Origin of the sequence: Pandoraea sp. 64-18 (assembly GCF_001899225.1) — a bacterium.
Taxonomy (GTDB): Bacteria; Pseudomonadota; Gammaproteobacteria; order Burkholderiales; family Burkholderiaceae; genus Pandoraea; species Pandoraea cepalis.
This window is the reverse complement of sequence record NZ_MKVU01000006.1, coordinates 197687-214275: the sequence shown is the minus strand read 5'-3', so window position 1 is coordinate 214275 and position 16589 is coordinate 197687. Positions and strand designations below refer to the sequence as shown.

Genomic DNA, 16589 nt, shown 5'->3' with positions numbered 1-16589 from the left:
AAGAAAACGGCGACGCTTGCGCGTTGCCGTTTTTTTTATCCATCGCACGGATCGGCAAAATAATGCGGAAAAAATGCGAGAAGGGTATTTACAGAAAATGGGTTTGTCTTTAGAATCTCACTTCTCTGTTCGGGGGGTATAGCTCAGCTGGGAGAGCGCTTGCATGGCATGCAAGAGGTCAGCGGTTCGATCCCGCTTACCTCCACCACGGATTCCGAAGCTTGATTTTCAGGCGCATCGAACAAGCAAGATTCTTGCGAAAACGATGCAAATCACTTGAAAATAAAGCTTCACAATCGAAGAAATGTTGTTTAGAATAGCGTTCTTCGCGAAATGCAGTAAAGCGAAACAGACAAGATTGTGACGATTTTGTCCCCTTCGTCTAGAGGCCTAGGACATCACCCTTTCACGGTGAGTACAGGGGTTCGAATCCCCTAGGGGACGCCAGAATTGGTGCCGGTAGCGAGTCGGTATCAGTTTAAAATGCCACGCAGTTGGTGGCGTAAAGCCCGCTGGAAGTTTGGCGGGTTTTTTTGTCGGTTTTGGAGCGGTAGTTCAGTTGGTTAGAATACCGGCCTGTCACGCCGGGGGTCGCGGGTTCGAGCCCCGTCCGCTCCGCCAAACGAAGAAAGCCCAGGCTGATGCCTGGGCTTTTTTTTTATGGCTCGACGTTCATGATTTCGAGTCCTGCAACGGGGCTTTCGGGGCGTTTCGATACTATTTTCTCCCGATGGCTGTCGCCCTGAAAGTGCGTGCGGATTTTTCGCGCAATTTCTTGAAGATGTGCAAATAGTGCGCATCGATGATGGGCGTTGATCGCGCGCGGTAATCTGTCGGGCCGTGGTGATGTTCCGAGTCGGCCCGAGGCGTGTGCGTTCAGCCTTTGACGCGTACGATCCAGCGCAGATAGAGCAGCAAGCCGACGGCGGCGACCGCCAGGCTCGCGCTGTTGGCGAACCAGAATCCTGCGGCGCCATGCAGCCACGCCGGGGACAGCCCGCCGACGTCGAAGCCCAACACATAACCGCCCCCCAGTCCGACACCCCAGAGCGATACGGCATAGATGACGGTCGGGATCACCGCAACCTTCCATGCGCGCAACACGAAGACGGCACTCACCTGCAAGGCGTCGAATACGTGATAGCCGGCGACGATGGCGAGTAATGGCGTCGCGACCGCCGCGACCAGCGGATCCGACGTATAAGCTGCCAGAACCCACGGCCGGCAGAGTCCCATGACGCTCGCCAGCAACACGCCCAGCAGGCCAGCAAACTCGACGCCGCGGCGCCCGACCCGGCGCGCCAAGCGAAAGTCGCGCTTGCCGATGGCCTGTGCGGTGAGCGTCGCCGTCGCAATCGCAATCGACATCGGCAGCATATACATAAGCGCGCCGAGGTTCGCGGCAATCTGGTGACCGGCGAGCGTCACGTCGCCCAGGCGAGCAATGAAGATGGCCATGAACGAGAACGCCGTCACTTCGATCAGGTAGCTCAGTCCCATGGGTATGCCGAGCTTGAGCAGCGCACGAATCGCCGGCCAGTGCGGCCAGCAGAATCGGGAAAAGGTGGCGAAGGCACGCAACTTCGCGTGACGTGCCATCAGTGTGAGTCCGAGCGCACATGAGACCCAGTTGATGGCGGTCGTGGCAATGGCGCAGCCGGTGCTGCCGAGCGCTGGAATACCCAGCCGTTCGATGCCATAAATCAGTGCCAGATTCAGCGGGACTTTCAAGGTCAGTCCCGTGACCTGAATGGCCATGACGATGCGGGGCTGCGCCACGGCGGTGGACAGCGAGGAGTACACACGAAAGAGCAGCGCGGCGGGCAGGCCGAACGCGAGCATCTGGAGATAGGCGCTCGCGCGCGCTTCGAGTTCGGGGGATGCTTCGGAGAGTCGCAGAATGAACTGCGGATGCGATAGCAGCAGGACACCCGGCACGGCGAGAAACCCGGCGAGCCAGAACGCCTGCCGCACTTCCTCGCCGATGCTTTCGCGCTCTCCTGCCCCGAAGCGTTGCGCGGCGATCGGGGAGAGCGCCACGAGCACGCCCATCAGGCCGACATACACCGTGATGTAGATCGACCCACCGAGTGCGAGCGATGCGAGATCGAACGCCGAGGCGCGACCGACCATTGCCGTGTCCATCACCCCGAAGGCGATGACGGCCAACTGGCCGATGAGCACCGGCCAGGCCAGTTCGGCAATGCGTTTGATGTCGTGCCACATGGCGTTGCGTGAGCGTCGCTAGGGATGGGGGATGGGGTTAGCGCGGACGCGCCCCGCGCCGCCCCGGACGCTCCTGCAATACATAAAGGCGGAAGCGCTCGTCGCGGTCGGCCGCGCGGCGGCCTTCCCAGAGCTGGCGCCATTCGTAGGGCGCCAGCGACAACGGTTCGCTGTAGTCCTGCGAGTCTTGACGCAGCAGCACGTCGCAATCGTCGTTGGCCGTGCCGAAGCGCATCTTGCCGAAGTAGGCGAACGACGCGAGCTGCGCGTCGCCGACGCGAGCCGTGCGAATGCACGTGTAATCGGCGGGGAGATGGGCGGCGATCTGTGCGGCCACGTCGCGATAGGTTCTGCCGTAGTTCACGACGGGCAGCCACAGCGTCATGAGCAATACCCACATGAGGGTTGTGCCGCCAGACGACAGCACCACGCTGCGCCACAGGACTTTCGGGCTGCGCGACACGCGCCACGCCACCAGTGCGACCCAGGCGCCGGTCACGATCAGGGCGCTGATCAGCGTGACCCAGCTGAACTCGGGGGCGAAGCCCGGGACCAGGCGTCGCAGATTGCGCGCCGTGGAGGCCGGAAAACCGGTGATGCCGGCGAGCCAGACGATCCAGACGAAGCCTGCCAGCACGGTGAACGACAGCACGGCGAACCAATCGATGGCGTTGACCGTGCCGCGCTTGAGCGTGGGCAGGCCGAAGGCGGCGATGATCGACAGCGCGGGCAGCGCCAGCATGAAGAGCTGATTGCCCTGATGCGCCTGCAGCACGATCAGCACAAGAATCACGACGGCAAAGGCAAGCGCAATCGCGATGTGGGGCGCGCGTCGCATGCCGCGCCACGAGTAAAGCGACCACGCGGCAAGCGGCCATGCGGGCCAGGCAAACAGCGCCAGGTTCTTGGCGATGTAGCTCAGCGAGGCGAGCGTCGGGCCGCTGAAGGTGTCCATGCCGATATCCGTCCACTCGCCGAGCCATTGGCGTGCGCCGCTGGCAAACTTGAGCGCCGCTAGCGGCCACGTGCAGGCAATGAGCAGCGTCACCGGCGTGGAGATCAGCAGTAGCATGCGCAAGGGCAGGGCGCGGCAGACAATGGCAGCGGCAATGCCTGCGAACCAGAGCGAGAGCGTCATCAGCGGCGAGGACGCGAGCGCCATGCCGCCCAGGGCGAGGCCGAACCAGACGGCGCCCTGACGCGGCTTGTCGAGGCTGCGCACGAGGCCGTAAATCGCCATCGAGATAAGCGTGAGCTGTCCGACGGCGGCCGTTGTCTCGTGTCCACGCTCGGCCAGCCCGAAGCAGGCCAGCAGAATCAACAGGGCGCCGTCCGCGAGCGTGCGTCCATAGTCGCGCGGTTCTGGCTCGCCACCAAAGGCGTATTTGAACGGTTGCACTTCGGGGCGGCGACCGAGCAGATAGGTGCCGTACCAGATGAACGTGCAGGTCGCGTAGAAGCACAGCCCGGTGACAATGCGCGCGGCGTCGGGGGCGTCGAGCCACGAGAAGGCGCGTATGGCGAGCGCACCGAGCCACGAGACGAGCGGGCCGGTGTCGTAAATGGGTTTGCCCGCGATGTTCGGCAGCAGCCAGTCGGACAAGTGACCGTGTGCCATCGTCCACATGACGCCGAAACCTGCGGCGTCTTCGTTTTTCCACGGATCGCGACCGAACAACCCCGCCAGCACATAGATGACACAAATGGCGATCAACAGCGAACGCGGTAGCGCGCTGGTGGCGGAGGCGGTGATGCGAACTCGTTTCATAGGCCGGACGACAGGATCGGCACGGCGGCCGGATCGGGGAGACTCAGAGGGCGAGCCGGAACGGGCTCGAAGGTGAAACTCGGGGTGCTGCTCAGGGTAAAACCAAGGGAAAACTCGGGCAAATCGGAAAAGCCGACAGTATGACAGTAAGCCGTGCGGTGGCGCAGACCAGACCCAAGAAAAAAGGGCAGCCTGAGCTGCCCCTTTCCAATGCTTTCCACAACGCCGGGGTGTTGCCCCAAGGTGCTGGCCCGCCAGTCTCTGCCGGGCCCCGCAGCGCGTTGTGTGGCGCGTCGCCGATAAAACTTAGGCGATCTTGCCGCCGGCGCGGTTGCCGAACTTCTGGCGGAACTTGTCGACGCGGCCAGCCGTGTCCATGATGCGCTGTTCGCCGGTGTAGAAGTTGTGCGAAGCCGACGACGTTTCGATCTTCACGAGCGGGTAGCTCTTGCCATCCTTCTCGGCCGTTTCCTTGGTGTGGATCGTCGAGCGGGTGATGAATTCGAAGTCGACGCCGGGCGTCATGTCGCGGAACAGGACTTCGCGGTATTCGGGGTGAATGCCTTCTTTCATGATGTACCTTGGGTTAAGTCGGTAGCCAGTCTGCGCGGGAGGAGGTTCGCCCGAGGTTTGTTACCCCGGGAGGCACCCCGTTGGCCCGCTAACGCCATCGTCGTCATGCGACGGGAGGGACGTCAACCACTTTCCGGGTGAGTAAAACGCGCATTATGCCATGAAAACAATGACTTTCGCAAAGTTTTCACGGGTCGCCGGCGGGCGTGGATGCCGCTGTGCCGGGCGCGGCGTCGCCAGTGCCGGCGCTCACCGCCGGATCTTGCAGGAAATAGCGCGAGAACAGCGCGTACAAGGCGGGATAGGCGTCGCGAAAGGCCTCCGGGGCCACAAAGAACGCCTCGGCGCAGACGGCGAAGAACTCCGATTCGTGTTCGGTGGCGTAGGGGTCGAGCAGCGACGACGAGGCAAACGCTTCCCAGTGGGCATCGGGAACGTTGGACACATCGTGGCAGAACGCCTCGTACGCGGGATCGAAGACATCGCACCAGGCTTCGGGCGTGAGGTCGCCATGCACGCGCCGCAGCATCGGCGGCACGCCGTCGGCTTCGCCGCCTTCCATGTCGATCTTGTGGACGAACTCGTGAATTACCACGTTGTACGCCAGGACATCGCTCGCTTGCACATCCTGCCATGACAGAACGACAGGCCCGCCTTCCCACGCCTCGCCGCTCGCCTCCTGAGCGATGTCGTGCACGACGCCGGCTTCGTCCTGCACGGTTTTGCGAATCAGGAACTCGCCGGGATACAGCACGATGCCCGTCCAACCGCGATACAGCGCGCTCGGCAAATTGAGAATCGGCAGGCAGGCTTGCGCGGCCACCGAGACACACATCGCTTCGGTCAACGGCAGGTCGTGCGCCGTCGAAAAGTGTTTGCGGCCCAGGAAATCGGTCGCGAGGGCGCGCAGCTTGTCGAGGTCGGCCGCGCTGCGGCGTGTCAGGAATGGCAGGGCGCCGACGACTTCGCGCCAGACGGCATCGTCGATCGTGGGGCGTGTGTGGGCGCGTCGGAGGCGGGCGAGCAGGGTTCGGAGCATGAGGAGCGAAGTCGGATGATTTGACGCAGTCGCGGTGAATCTCAGGGGAGGGCCTTTGAGCACCGATGGCGTACCGATGCCAATTTAACTGCTTTTGCGCCGCCGCAACGAGCGTGCCACACAGCGCGGCGGCGGTGCTCAGTCGGGCAGCACCTTGCCCGGATTCATTAGCCCGAGCGGGTCGAAGGCCGTCTTCAGCGTGCGCATCAGTGCGAGTTCGACCGGCGACTTGTAATGCGCCGAGGCGTCGCGTTTGAGTTGCCCGAGGCCGTGCTCCGCGCTGATGGTGCCGTGATGGGCATGCACGCTGTCATGCACGGCGGCGGTGACCGCCGTCTGATGCCGATGAAGGAATTGGGCGGGATCGACGCCTTCGGGCGCCATCACGTTGTAGTGCAGATTCCCGTCGCCCAAATGGCCGAAGGTGACCATGCGGGCACCGGGCGCCACGCGCTGCACGATCGGGTCGGTGGCTTTGAGAAACGCGGGCACCCGGGATACCGGCACCGCGATGTCGTGCTTGATGTTGAGCCCCGTGGCCGACTGCGCCAGCGGAATGCTCTCGCGCAAGTGCCATAGCGCATTCGATTGCGCCAGGCTGTTCGCGACAATGGCGTCGTGCACGATACCCTGATCGACGGCCGCGTTCAGCAAGCGCTCCAGCAGATCGCGCGCATGCGCTTCACTCTCGTTGTCCGAGAGTTCAAGCAGCACGGTCTGGGCATGAGGTTGCGCGAACGGATAACGCTGCTGCGGGAAGATTTGCGCTACGAGTTGGAGGCAGAAGTGGGACATCAACTCGAAGCCCGTGAGCAGCGGACCTGCCATGCGTTGCGCCAGATTCAGAAGGGCCAGGGCGTGCGCGGGGCTTTCCAGAGCGGCGAGCGCCGTCATGCGCGCCACGGGTTGTGCGAAGAGCTTGAGTGTTGCCGCGGTAATCAGCCCGAGCGTGCCTTCCGCGCCGATGAAAAGATCGCGAAGATCGTAGCCGGTGTTGTCCTTGCGCAGCCCGCGCAAGCCCTCCCACAGTTCGCCTTGCGGCGTGACCACCTCGAGGCCGAGGCACAGTTCGCGCGTATTGCCGTATCGCAACACGGCGGTGCCGCCGGCATTCGTCGCGAGATTGCCACCGATCGTGCAACTGCCCTCGGCGGCCAGGCTCAGCGGGAAGAGGCGCTCCGCGCTGGCGGCCGCCGCCTGCACGTTCGCGAGCAGGCAGCCGGCCTCGGCAGTCAGGGTCATGTTCTCGGCATCCACCTGTCGGATGCGATCGAGACGGCGCAAGCTGATGAGCACCTGACGCCCGCTCGTGTCGGGTGTCGCGCCGCCGGCGAGGCCCGTGTTGCCGCCTTGCGGCACCATCGGCACGCCGTGCCGGACACAAAGGCGCACGAGGGCGGCGACCTGTGCGGCGTCGGCGGGGCGAAGCACGGCGAGGGCGCGTCCGGTATAGCGTTTGCGTTGATCGGTGAGGTAGGCGTCCGTGTCGGCGGCCTCGAGCAGAACGTGGTCACGGCCCAGCAGGTCACGGCACGCGGTGAGGAAGGAGGAGTCGTTCATGTCAGGGGGCGTCACACGATTTGCGCGATCCAAGGTTGGGTAACGCTGAGTCTCGAGGGCAGGCGCTAACGCGCGGCTGCGGCACGGGCTTTCGCGGCTCGCTTGAAGGGCCGCAGATAAAAGATCGTCGAGAAGAAGAAGACGACGGACAGCGCCGTCTCGATCCACGCGAGCGAGGCCGATGCCCCCGTGTCCGTCATGCCGCGCACGACGCCTTCGGCAAGAAACAGCAGGATGAACATGCTGGACCACTGCAGCGTATACAGGTTGCCGCGCAGCACGCCGCGCAGCGGCAGCAGCAACAGCAACGCCTTGAGGACCAGCCACGAGCCACCGGGACGCAGCGGCGCGAGCCATAACTCCCAGGCGAGCGACAGTGCAATCAACGCCAGCAGGCTCGTCACACTGATCAGGCGCAGCCCGCGAGCCCCGCCGGAGGCGGCGGGCATCGGCGGTGGCGTGCGTGGGGGCTGCGCGGGCGCACGCCGGGCATCGGTGTTTTGGGGCATGTCGGGCGGTGTAGCAGTCATGGGCTTGTCGTGATGGCCGGCGTTACTGCGGGAGCGCCCATCGCCACGCGCCGGGGGCGGCGTGTGGCGCGGCGCAAACCCTCATTCTGCCAGCTTGCGCGAGGCGCGGGCGAGTCGTGCGCCGAGCGCCGACGCCAACTGACGTTCGTCGGCCGAGAGCGGATTGCCGTCATGCGCGAAGTGGGTGGCGCCGTAGGGCGAGCCGCCGGTGCGTGTGCTGGAGAGCGCGGGTTCGGTATAGGGCAGCCCCATCAGCAACATGCCATGGTGCAGCAACGGGATCATCATCGACAGCAGCGTGCTTTCCTGGCCGCCATGCAGGCTGGCGCTCGACGTGAACACGCAGCCCGGTTTCCCGGCCAGGGCGCCCGAGAGCCACTGCGGCGTGGTGCCGTCGAGAAAGTATTTCAGCGCGGACGCCATGTTGCCGAAGCGGGTCGGCGACCCAAGCGCGAGTCCCGCGCATTCTTCCAGATCGCGCAATTCGACGTAGGGCGGGCCGCTGTCGGGAATGTCCGGTGCGCTCGCTTCACATACCGTGGAAACGGCGGGGACGGTGCGCACGCGCGCTTGCGCGCCGGGCACGCTGTCGATGCCGGCTGCGATGCATTGGGCGAGTTGTGCCGTGGTGCCGTGGCGGCTGTAGTACAGGACGAGGATTTCAGTCATGAAGTCGAATCGGCGGGTCGGTGGTGGCGGGCAGATCGATGTCGGGGCGTCGACTCGAGGTAGCGAGATCAAGCGGTCTGGCTGCGCGTTGTGTCGTTGCAGGTCGCCCCGGTTGTCGGGAACGCCTGCGTCAGACGTAATGCGGAAAACCTGCCCGAGCCTTGGGCCTTGGGTGAAAGCCGGGTGGAGAAGGAACAGAAAAGGAACGGAAAAGTGCGGGTATTATAGGGCGTTCCTATTGGCGTAACGGCTTAACCGCTTAACCGCGAGGCCCCGTAACGGATCGCGTGGGATGAACGGTTGCCAGCCGCGCCAGCCCTTCCCCTTAGGAGCCCGATTTGCTCAGACTGCCCCGCATCAACTGGAACAACGTTCGCCAACTGCTGAGATACGCGCTTGCGCGGGCGCAGGACGACCGGATTCCGCAAGTGGCGGCGAGCCTGACGTTTACCTCGATCCTGTCGATCGTGCCGCTGTTCGCGGTGACATTCGCGCTGTTCACCGCCTTTCCGATTTTCAATACGTTTCGCGACGCCTTGCAGGGCTTCCTGATCGAGCACCTGATGCCCGAGAGCGTCAATGCCCAGATTTTCAATTACCTGAACCAATTCGCATCGAAGGCGAAAGGCCTGACGGCGTTCGGTTTGATCGGCTTGCTGGTGACGGCCGTGCTCACGTTAATGACGATCGAGTCGGCGTTCAACGTGATCTGGCGTGTGCGACGTCCGCGACCGATCGCACAGCGTCTGCTGATTTATTGGAGTCTGCTCACGCTTGGGCCGCTGTTGATCGGAGTGAGTCTGTCGATCAGTTCGTACGTCTTCACGCAATCGATGTCGCTGGTGAGCACGCTGCCGCCCGTTGTCACCTCGTTGCTCAGCCTGATTCCGCCGGCGCTGACCAGCGTGGTGTTCATGCTGATGTATCTCTACATGCCGAATTGCAAGGTGGACTGGCGCGACGCGCTGGTTGGCGGTGTCGTGGCGGCGCTGGCGTTCGACCTGACCAAGCGGGGCTTCGGCATGTACATCCGGCAGTTTCCGACCTACACGGCCGTGTATGGCGCATTCGCGGCGGTGCCGATCTTCTTGCTCTGGATCTACCTGTCGTGGCTGGTGGCGCTGATCGGCGCGACGATCACGTCGGTCCTGCCCGCGCTGCGCCTCGGGCATTTCCAATACCCCCGCTTTCCGGGGAGCGATCTGCTGGACGGCCTGACGCTGATCCACTTGCTCAATCTGGACCGCGAAGCCGGCGGTAGCGGTCGCACGATGGCGCAACTGGCGGGTACGATGCGCACGAGCCTCGATCATGCCGGTGACCTGCTCGCTCGGCTTGAGCGCATGGGATGGGTCGGACGGTTGACGATGCAGCCACCGGTGGAGCGTTGGCTGCTGCTCGCGAACCCGCGTACGACGACCCTGGCGCCACTGGTCGCGCAGCTGGCCCTCAACGTCGACGAGCTGGCGCGTCAAATGGAGCGTCACGCGCTCGATGGCGCGCATGTTGCCGACATTCTGCGCGAAGGAAAATGGGACGTGCCCCTGGCCGACGCGCTACCGCGCGATGTCACTCCGGACGACGGCGGTGGCGACGCGTCGTGTCTTGACGTGGATCACAAGGGTCACGAGCCCGAAGCAGGCGCTAGAGCTTGATACGGCCGAGACAGATATCCCGAAACATGACCCAGTCGCCCATCAGGCTGTAGATCGGATGGCGGAAGGTGGCGGGCCGGTTCTTCTCGAAAAAGAAATGGCCGACCCACGCGAACGCGTAACCACAGACGACTGCCGCGAGCAGCCACCACGGGTTGCCTGTCAGGGCAAGCGCTGCCAGAAAGGCGATCACGCCCCATGAGCCGACGAAATGCAGACGGCGGCAGACGGCGTTGCGGTGCTCACCGAGATAGAAGGGGTAGAAGTCCGCAAACCGGTGAAACGCCGGCGACTCATCGTGCCCAGGTGTCATGGCAAACCTCCTGCATTGGGAAGTTGATGCGTTCAGTCTCGCATGAATTGCACAAGCGCATCGAGCAGCGCGTCCGGCTGTTCCGTCATGATCGCGTGGCCGGCATTGACGACCTTGACCGAAACGGGGGCACCGGCGTCGCGCAACGCATCGAGCAGGGCTTGCGCTGCGCGGGGCGGCGTCATCTGATCGCGTTGCCCCAACACGGCGAGCACCGGACATCGAACCTGCGCAGCCGCCGCCATCCCTCGATCGTAGCGATTGCACGCCTCGAAGTCGGTAAGAAACACCTTGGCGGGATTGCGTTGCGCCACGCGCTCCATCAAGCGTTGATTGACGCCCCATGTCCAGAAACCGGGGCCGGGCGCCGATGGCTTGGCGGCGATCGTGCTGTGCGACCAGGCGTTGACGAGGGCGATGGCCTCCGGCTCACGTTCGGCGGCGGCCTCGAGGAGGACATCGGAGACTTTCATCGGGTAAGCGGTGCCCACCAGGGCGATACGGGACACCCGATCGGGGTGGCGGGCGGCGGCGTCCAGCGCAATCAGCGACCCCATGCTGTGCCCGACCCAGGTCGCTTTTCCGATGCCGGCGGCATCGAGCACGGCGACCACGCGATCGGCCATCGCTTCAATGGTCGTCAATGGGGCGCCCGTGCTGCGGTGATGTCCGGGCAAATCGAGCGCGAGTACGTTCATGCCGTGATGGGCGAGGTACCGGCTCTGTAACCCCCACACGCTGTGATCGTGCTGTGCGCCATGCAGGAAGACGACCGTCGGTAGCGCGGGATCCATCGATTTGCCGGCGGTATAGGCGTAGACGTTGTTGCCGCGGATGTCGAACTTCATCGTGCTTGTCCCTTGGCCGTGGATTTGACTGCCGCCTTCAGGCCGCGTTTGAGATCCTGGATCAGGTCGTCAGGGTCTTCCAGGCCGATCGACAGGCGTACGGTGCCCTCTCCGATACCCGCCGCCGCGAGCGCCGCGGCGTCCATGCGGAAATGCGTGGTGGAGGCAGGGTGAATGACCAGGGAGCGTGCGTCGCCGACATTGGCCAGATGCGAGAAGAGCTGCAGCGATTCGATGAAACGGCGCCCGGCCTCCCGGTCGCCCTTCAGATTGAAGCTGAAGACGGCACCCGCGCCGCGCGGGAGCAGTCGCTTGGCCAGTGCGTAGTCGGGATGCGACGCCAGTTCCGGATAGGCGACGCTTGCCACCGCCTCGTGCCCCGCCAGGAACGCCACCACCCGACGTGCGTTGTCGACGTGCCGCGCCATGCGAAGTGGCAGCGTTTCGAGACCTTGCAGCAGTTGCCATGCCGCCTGCGGATGCAGGCATGCGCCAAAGTCGCGCAAGCCCTCGCGTCGCGCGCGCAACAGGAATGGCGCGACCGAGCTCTCCTCGGCGAAGACCATGCCGTGGAAGCCGTCGTACGGCTCGGTCAGTTCGGGAAATTTGCCGCTTCGCTCGAAGTCGAACGTGCCCCCGTCGATCAGAATGCCGCCGATGGTCGTGCCATGCCCTCCGAGGAACTTGGTAGCCGAGTGATAGACGATATCGGCGCCATGATCGAACGGCTGAATGAGCCACGGTGTGGTGAACGTGCTGTCGACCATCAGGGGCACGTCCGCGTCATGAGCGATCTCCGCGACTTGGGCGATGTCGAGGACGTCGAGCCCCGGATTGCCAAGCGTTTCGCCAAAGAACAGCCGGGTCTCGGGGCGCACGGCGGCGCGCCAGCCGTTCAGGTCGCCAGGGCGCACGAAGGTGGTCTCGATGCCGAAGCGGCGCAGTGTGTAATGCAGCAGATTGTGCGAACCGCCGTACAGCGCGCTGGACGCCACGATGTGCGAACCCGCGCCCATCAGGGTTGCGATGGCCAGGTGCAGCGCGGCCTGGCCGCTTGCCGTGGAAATGGCGCCGACGCCGTTTTCCAGTGCGGCCATGCGCTCTTCGAAGACGGCATTGGTCGGGTTGGAAATGCGCGAATAGACATGGCCGGCGCGTTCCATGTTGAAAAGCGCGGCTGCCTGGTCGGCATCGGAGAAGACAAACGACGTGGTCTGGTAGATCGGCGTGGCGCGAGCCCCGGTGGCGGGGTCGGGGGCGGCCCCGGCGTGCAGGGCAAGCGTGTCGAAGTGCGGGACTGACATGTCGGAGAGGGCCTCTCGGTTGGCTTGACGTTGACTTGACGGCGACTTGGCGCTGGCGTGTGATGCGGACATCACGTATGCGGCAATCCTAGCACCACCGCCATGCATCTCGACAGGCGCTGCCGCCCCCATTGGCAAAATGCCGGTGCTGTCCGATGTCTGAGGTGCGGCGATGCCCGATCGATCCCCGGAATCGGCCGAAAACCCTCGTCGCACGGACATTGGCGCGTCTTGTTCCTTTCCTTTTCAGACGCTTTCCGATAGCATCTTTCGAACATGATCTAATCACAATAACGAGGGGACAGCGGCGCGCGCGCCGGCGATCCGTCTCGAACGCCGAAGTCTGGCAAATGCGTCCGGTGGCATCGTCCTGCCGCGGTTGCCCGAGCATCTCAACGAGGAGTGTGTGCCATGCGTGTGTCTGACATCCTGAAAGTAAAGGGCAACACCCTTTTCACCGTGACCCCGGAGACGTTGCTGGCCCAGGCCGTCGACACGATGGCGGAGCATGACATTGGTTCGCTCGTCGTGATGGAGTTCGGCGATCTCGTGGGCATGCTCACGTTCCGCGAAATCATCAATACGATCAGCAAGAACGGCGGTACGGTTGGCAGTTCCACAATTCGCAAAGTCATGGACGACCATCCGCTCACCTGCACGCCGGAGACGGATGTCGACGAAGTCCGGCGCATGATGCTTGAGCGTCACGCCCGTTATTTGCCCGTCATGGACAATCGCACGCTCATGGGCGTGATTTCCTTCTACGATGTGGCGCGTGCCGTCGTCGAGGAGCAATCCTTTGAAAATCGCATGCTCAAGGCCTACATTCGCGATTGGCCGGCCGAGGAAGCGGAAAACACCAAGTGAGTGAGGCCAGCCAGCGCGGGGCACGCGGCGAGGGCCACCAATCACGACTGTTGAAAGAGCGGCGCTTTGCGCCGTTCTTCTGGACCCAGTTTCTGGGTGCGATGAACGACAACGTGTTCAAAATCGCATTCACGTCGCTCGTCACCTATCACGCATCGCTTTTTCAGAACGTCGACGGCAAGACGGCGGCGTTCCTCATCTCGGCCATCTTCATCGCGCCGTTCCTGTTGTTTTCCGCGACCAGCGGGCAAATTGCCGATAAGTGGGACAAGGCGCGCCTGATCCGTTTCGTCAAGTCGCTGGAGATCGCGATCATGGCGCTCGGCGCGGCCGGCTTCCTCTGGGCAAGCGCGCCGCTGCTGTTCGTGTGCACCTTCCTGATGGGACTCCACTCCACACTCTTTGGGCCGGTCAAGTACGCCTATCTGCCTCAGCACCTGGCCACGCGCGAACTGGTGGGGGGGAACGGTCTGGTCGAAATGGGCACGTTCGTGGCCATCCTGATCGGCACGATTGTCGGCGGCGAACTGGCTGGCGCCGGGGCGGGCTCGCTGCCGTGGATCGGCGGCGTTTGCCTCGGACTGGCCTTGTTGGGCCGGCTGGTGTCGACGTGGGTGCCGCAAACGCCCGCGGCGCAGCCGGATCTGCGCATCAATTGGAATCCGTTGACCGAGACGTGGAGAAATCTGTGCATCGCGCGTACGGACCGTGCGGTCTTCCAGAGTCTGCTCGGTATCTCGTGGCTTTGGTTTCTCGGGGCGACCTTTCTCGCGTCGTTTTTCAACTTCGCACATGACGTGCTCGGCGCCGGTCCGGGTGTCGTCACGCTGCTGCTGGCCATGTTCTCCCTGGGCATCGGGATTGGGTCGCTGTTGTGCGAGCGGCTTTCGGGCGGCAAGGTGGAAATCGGACTCGTGCCGTTCGGCTCGATCGGCATGACGGTATTCGCGGTCGATCTTTATTTTGCGAGTCGGGGCGGCGCTCACGGCGCGGCCTTGCAGACGGTGGCGCAGTTCGCTTCGCAACCGGCCCATTGGCGCGTGCTGGTGGACCTGTTCCTGCTGGCGATGTTCGGGGGCTTCTACAGCGTGCCGTTGTACGCGCTGATTCAAAGCCGTAGCGCGCCGTCGCATCGCGCACGCATCATCGCAGCGAACAATATCCTCAACGCGTTGTTCATGGTCGTGTCGGCCCTCATGGCGATGGCGCTCACGAAGGCCGGGTTCACCATCGACCAGTTGTATCTCGTCACCGGCATTCTCAACGCGCTGGTGGCTGTCTATCTATACCTGCGACTCCCGGAATTCCTGATTCGCTTCGCGATGTGGCTGCTGTTGCACACCCTCTATCGCATCGACGTCAAAGGGGCGGATCAGATTCCGGACGACGGGCCATGCCTGCTGGTCTGCAATCACGTCAGCTTTGCCGATGCCGTGGTGATCGGGGCGTCGATCCGGCGTCCGGTTCGCTTTGTGATGGACCACCGTATTTTCCGCATCCCGGTGCTGTCGTGGTTCTTTCGTACGGTCGGCGCCATTCCCATTGCCCCGGCGCACGAAGATGCAGTCGCGCTCGAGTGCGCCTACCGGCAGATCGCAGTCGCGCTGGCGGCGGGCGACGTCGTTTGCCTCTTTCCTGAGGGTAAGCTCACGGCATCCGGCGAGCTGCAGGTCTTCCGTCAGGGGGTACAGCACATTGTCGAGCGTACGCCCGTGCCGGTCGTGCCGATGGCGCTGCGCGGGCTGTGGGGAAGTTTCTTTTCGCGACATGGTGGCGCGGCAATGTCACGGCCGTTCAAGCGTGGCATTCTGAACCGGCTCGAGCTTGTCATCGGGGCGCCGGTGTCGCCTGCGCAGGCGACGCCGGAAACCCTGCGGGACAAGGTGCTCAAGCTGCGCGGCCCCTGGCCGGTGTGAGGGGGCGTCTCCTCATGAATCGCGGCCGTGGCTCGGAAGTCTCCGATGCCACGCCCCAAAAGCGCCCAAAATGCCGCCGGCCGGTCGTTTAGCGCCCTCGACCGTCGCACAGGGCGGCGCGGTGTGGCGGGATCGCTGGCATAATAGGGCCTTCCCGTCCTCCCCGAACCCGATCCCCGTATGTCTGGCAATACGCTTGGAACTCTGTTTACCGTCACCACTTTCGGCGAATCGCATGGCCCGGCCATTGGCTGCGTGATCGATGGCTGTCCGCCGGGAATGGCGCTCACGGAAGCCGACATCCAGGGGGAGCTGGATCGCCGCCGTCCTGGCACGTCGCGCCACGTTACGCAGCGCAACGAACCGGACGCCGTCGAGATTCTCTCTGGCGTGTTCGAGGGCGTGACGACGGGGACGCCCATCGCACTGCTGATCCGCAATACCGATCAACGCAGCAAAGACTACGGCAACATCGTCCAGACGTTCCGCCCCGGACATGCCGATTACACCTATCTGCAAAAGTACGGCGTGCGCGATTACCGCGGTGGCGGACGCTCGTCCGCACGTCTCACGGCGCCCGTCGTTGCCGCCGGCGCCGTCGCCAAGAAGTGGCTGGCCGAAAAATTTGGCGTGCAGGTGTACGGATGCATGACGCAACTCGGCGACATCGAGATCGCACAGACGGATTGGTCGCAGGTGTCGCAGAATCCGTTCTTCGCCGCCAACGCGGAAGTCGTCCCGCAACTGGAAGCGTATATGGATGACCTTCGCAAGGCGGGCGATTCGGTCGGGGCGAAGCTGCGCGTTGTGGCGACCGGCGTTCCGGTGGGTCTTGGAGAGCCGCTGTTCGATCGCCTGGATGCCGATATCGCCCACGCGATGATGGGCCTGAATGCCGTCAAGGGCGTGGAGATCGGTGCGGGTTTCCGCAGCGTCACGCAAAAGGGGTCGGAGCACGGCGACGAATTGACGCCGGAGGGCTTCGTCGGGAACAACGCCGGTGGCATTCTGGGCGGCATTTCGACCGGTCAGGATATCGACGTGTCGATCGCGATCAAGCCCACGTCGAGCATTCGTACACCGCGTCGCTCGATCGACGTTGCCGGTCACGCATCGACGGTGGAAACGTTCGGGCGGCATGACCCTTGCGTGGGAATTCGCGCGACGCCGATTGCCGAAGCGCTGCTCGCGCTCGTGTTGATCGATCACGCGTTGCGTCACCGCGCGCAGTGTGGCGACGTGCACGTGAACACGCCGGTTATCGCGGCGCGCGTGCCGGACTGACGAGGCGCAAGGCGAACGCCAGGCGTCGTCAGCCGGA

The 16589-nt window shown here is 63.7% G+C and carries 14 protein-coding genes and 3 tRNA genes; 7 read left to right on the top strand and 10 right to left on the bottom strand.

Going from position 1 to position 16589, the window contains the following annotated elements; all coding sequences use genetic code 11:
• Positions 1 to 132: 132 nt before the first annotated feature.
• The 3 genes from BGP02_RS03660 to BGP02_RS03650 all read left to right on the top strand — a co-directional run bounded on the left by BGP02_RS03660 (position 133) and on the right by BGP02_RS03650 (position 621).
• Positions 133 to 208: transfer RNA gene (locus BGP02_RS03660), tRNA-Ala, on the top strand.
• Positions 209 to 371: 163 nt separating this feature from the next.
• Positions 372 to 447, top strand: a tRNA-Glu gene (locus BGP02_RS03655).
• 97 nt (positions 448 to 544) lie between these two features.
• A tRNA-Asp gene (locus BGP02_RS03650) sits at positions 545 to 621 on the top strand.
• Positions 622 to 876: 255 nt separating this feature from the next.
• Here the strand turns inward: BGP02_RS03650 and BGP02_RS03645 are convergent.
• The 7 genes from BGP02_RS03645 to wrbA form a co-directional block, all read right to left on the bottom strand.
• Positions 877 to 2226 (bottom strand): MATE family efflux transporter, encoded by a 1350-nt coding sequence (locus BGP02_RS03645; RefSeq protein WP_261938419.1) that lies wholly within the window; start codon positions 2224 to 2226, stop codon positions 877 to 879.
• A gap of 37 nt (positions 2227 to 2263) precedes the next feature.
• Positions 2264 to 3994, bottom strand: a complete 1731-nt coding sequence (locus BGP02_RS03640; protein WP_017233298.1) for an ArnT family glycosyltransferase — start codon at positions 3992 to 3994, stop codon at positions 2264 to 2266.
• A gap of 306 nt (positions 3995 to 4300) precedes the next feature.
• A complete protein-coding gene (locus BGP02_RS03635) occupies positions 4301 to 4567 on the bottom strand; it encodes a type B 50S ribosomal protein L31 (protein ID WP_017233299.1) in 267 nt (88 codons plus the stop codon).
• A 187-nt stretch (positions 4568 to 4754) separates the two neighbouring features.
• Positions 4755 to 5606 carry a M90 family metallopeptidase gene (locus tag BGP02_RS03630; protein ID WP_017233300.1) on the bottom strand — a complete coding sequence of 284 codons (852 nt, stop codon included), beginning with the start codon at positions 5604 to 5606 and terminating at the stop codon, positions 4755 to 4757.
• A 138-nt stretch (positions 5607 to 5744) separates the two neighbouring features.
• Positions 5745 to 7166 carry an FAD-binding oxidoreductase gene (locus BGP02_RS03625; protein WP_150564570.1) on the bottom strand — a complete coding sequence of 474 codons (1422 nt, stop codon included), beginning with the start codon at positions 7164 to 7166 and terminating at the stop codon, positions 5745 to 5747.
• A 65-nt stretch (positions 7167 to 7231) separates the two neighbouring features.
• Entirely contained in the window at positions 7232 to 7615 is a 384-nt protein-coding gene (locus BGP02_RS03620; RefSeq protein ID WP_150564575.1) for a DUF2069 domain-containing protein, read from the bottom strand.
• A gap of 162 nt (positions 7616 to 7777) precedes the next feature.
• A complete protein-coding gene (wrbA, locus tag BGP02_RS03615) occupies positions 7778 to 8365 on the bottom strand; it encodes an NAD(P)H:quinone oxidoreductase (protein ID WP_286797788.1) in 588 nt (195 codons plus the stop codon).
• A gap of 338 nt (positions 8366 to 8703) precedes the next feature.
• On the opposite strand from wrbA, the gene BGP02_RS03610 reads away from it, so the two are divergent.
• Entirely contained in the window at positions 8704 to 10020 is a 1317-nt protein-coding gene (locus tag BGP02_RS03610) for a YihY family inner membrane protein (protein WP_017233303.1), read from the top strand.
• Here BGP02_RS03610 and BGP02_RS03605 read toward each other — a convergent pair.
• From BGP02_RS03605 to BGP02_RS03595, 3 genes are read right to left on the bottom strand one after another with little or no spacing between them, the layout of a single operon-like run.
• Complete coding sequence (locus tag BGP02_RS03605; RefSeq protein WP_017233304.1) at positions 10010 to 10333, bottom strand: Mpo1-like protein; 324 nt, start codon at positions 10331 to 10333, stop codon at positions 10010 to 10012. The two genes, BGP02_RS03610 and BGP02_RS03605, sit on opposite strands and share 11 nt — an antisense overlap.
• Positions 10334 to 10365: 32 nt before the next feature.
• Positions 10366 to 11181 carry an alpha/beta fold hydrolase gene (locus BGP02_RS03600; protein WP_017233305.1) on the bottom strand — a complete coding sequence of 272 codons (816 nt, stop codon included), beginning with the start codon at positions 11179 to 11181 and terminating at the stop codon, positions 10366 to 10368.
• Positions 11178 to 12485 carry an O-acetylhomoserine aminocarboxypropyltransferase gene (locus tag BGP02_RS03595; RefSeq protein ID WP_017233306.1) on the bottom strand — a complete coding sequence of 436 codons (1308 nt, stop codon included), beginning with the start codon at positions 12483 to 12485 and terminating at the stop codon, positions 11178 to 11180. The genes BGP02_RS03600 and BGP02_RS03595 overlap by 4 nt, the downstream gene beginning before the upstream one ends.
• A gap of 411 nt (positions 12486 to 12896) precedes the next feature.
• Here BGP02_RS03595 and BGP02_RS03590 point away from each other — a divergent pair, with 411 nt between their 5' ends.
• The 3 genes from BGP02_RS03590 to aroC all read left to right on the top strand — a co-directional run bounded on the left by BGP02_RS03590 (position 12897) and on the right by aroC (position 16552).
• Complete coding sequence (locus BGP02_RS03590; protein ID WP_017233307.1) at positions 12897 to 13352, top strand: CBS domain-containing protein; 456 nt, start codon at positions 12897 to 12899, stop codon at positions 13350 to 13352.
• Positions 13349 to 15268, top strand: coding sequence for an MFS transporter (locus BGP02_RS03585; protein WP_286797784.1), 1920 nt, complete (start codon positions 13349 to 13351; stop codon positions 15266 to 15268). Before BGP02_RS03590 ends, BGP02_RS03585 begins: the two co-directional genes overlap by 4 nt.
• Before the next feature lie 180 nt (positions 15269 to 15448).
• Entirely contained in the window at positions 15449 to 16552 is a 1104-nt protein-coding gene (aroC, locus tag BGP02_RS03580) for a chorismate synthase (protein WP_286797782.1), read from the top strand.
• Positions 16553 to 16589: the final 37 nt, after the last annotated feature.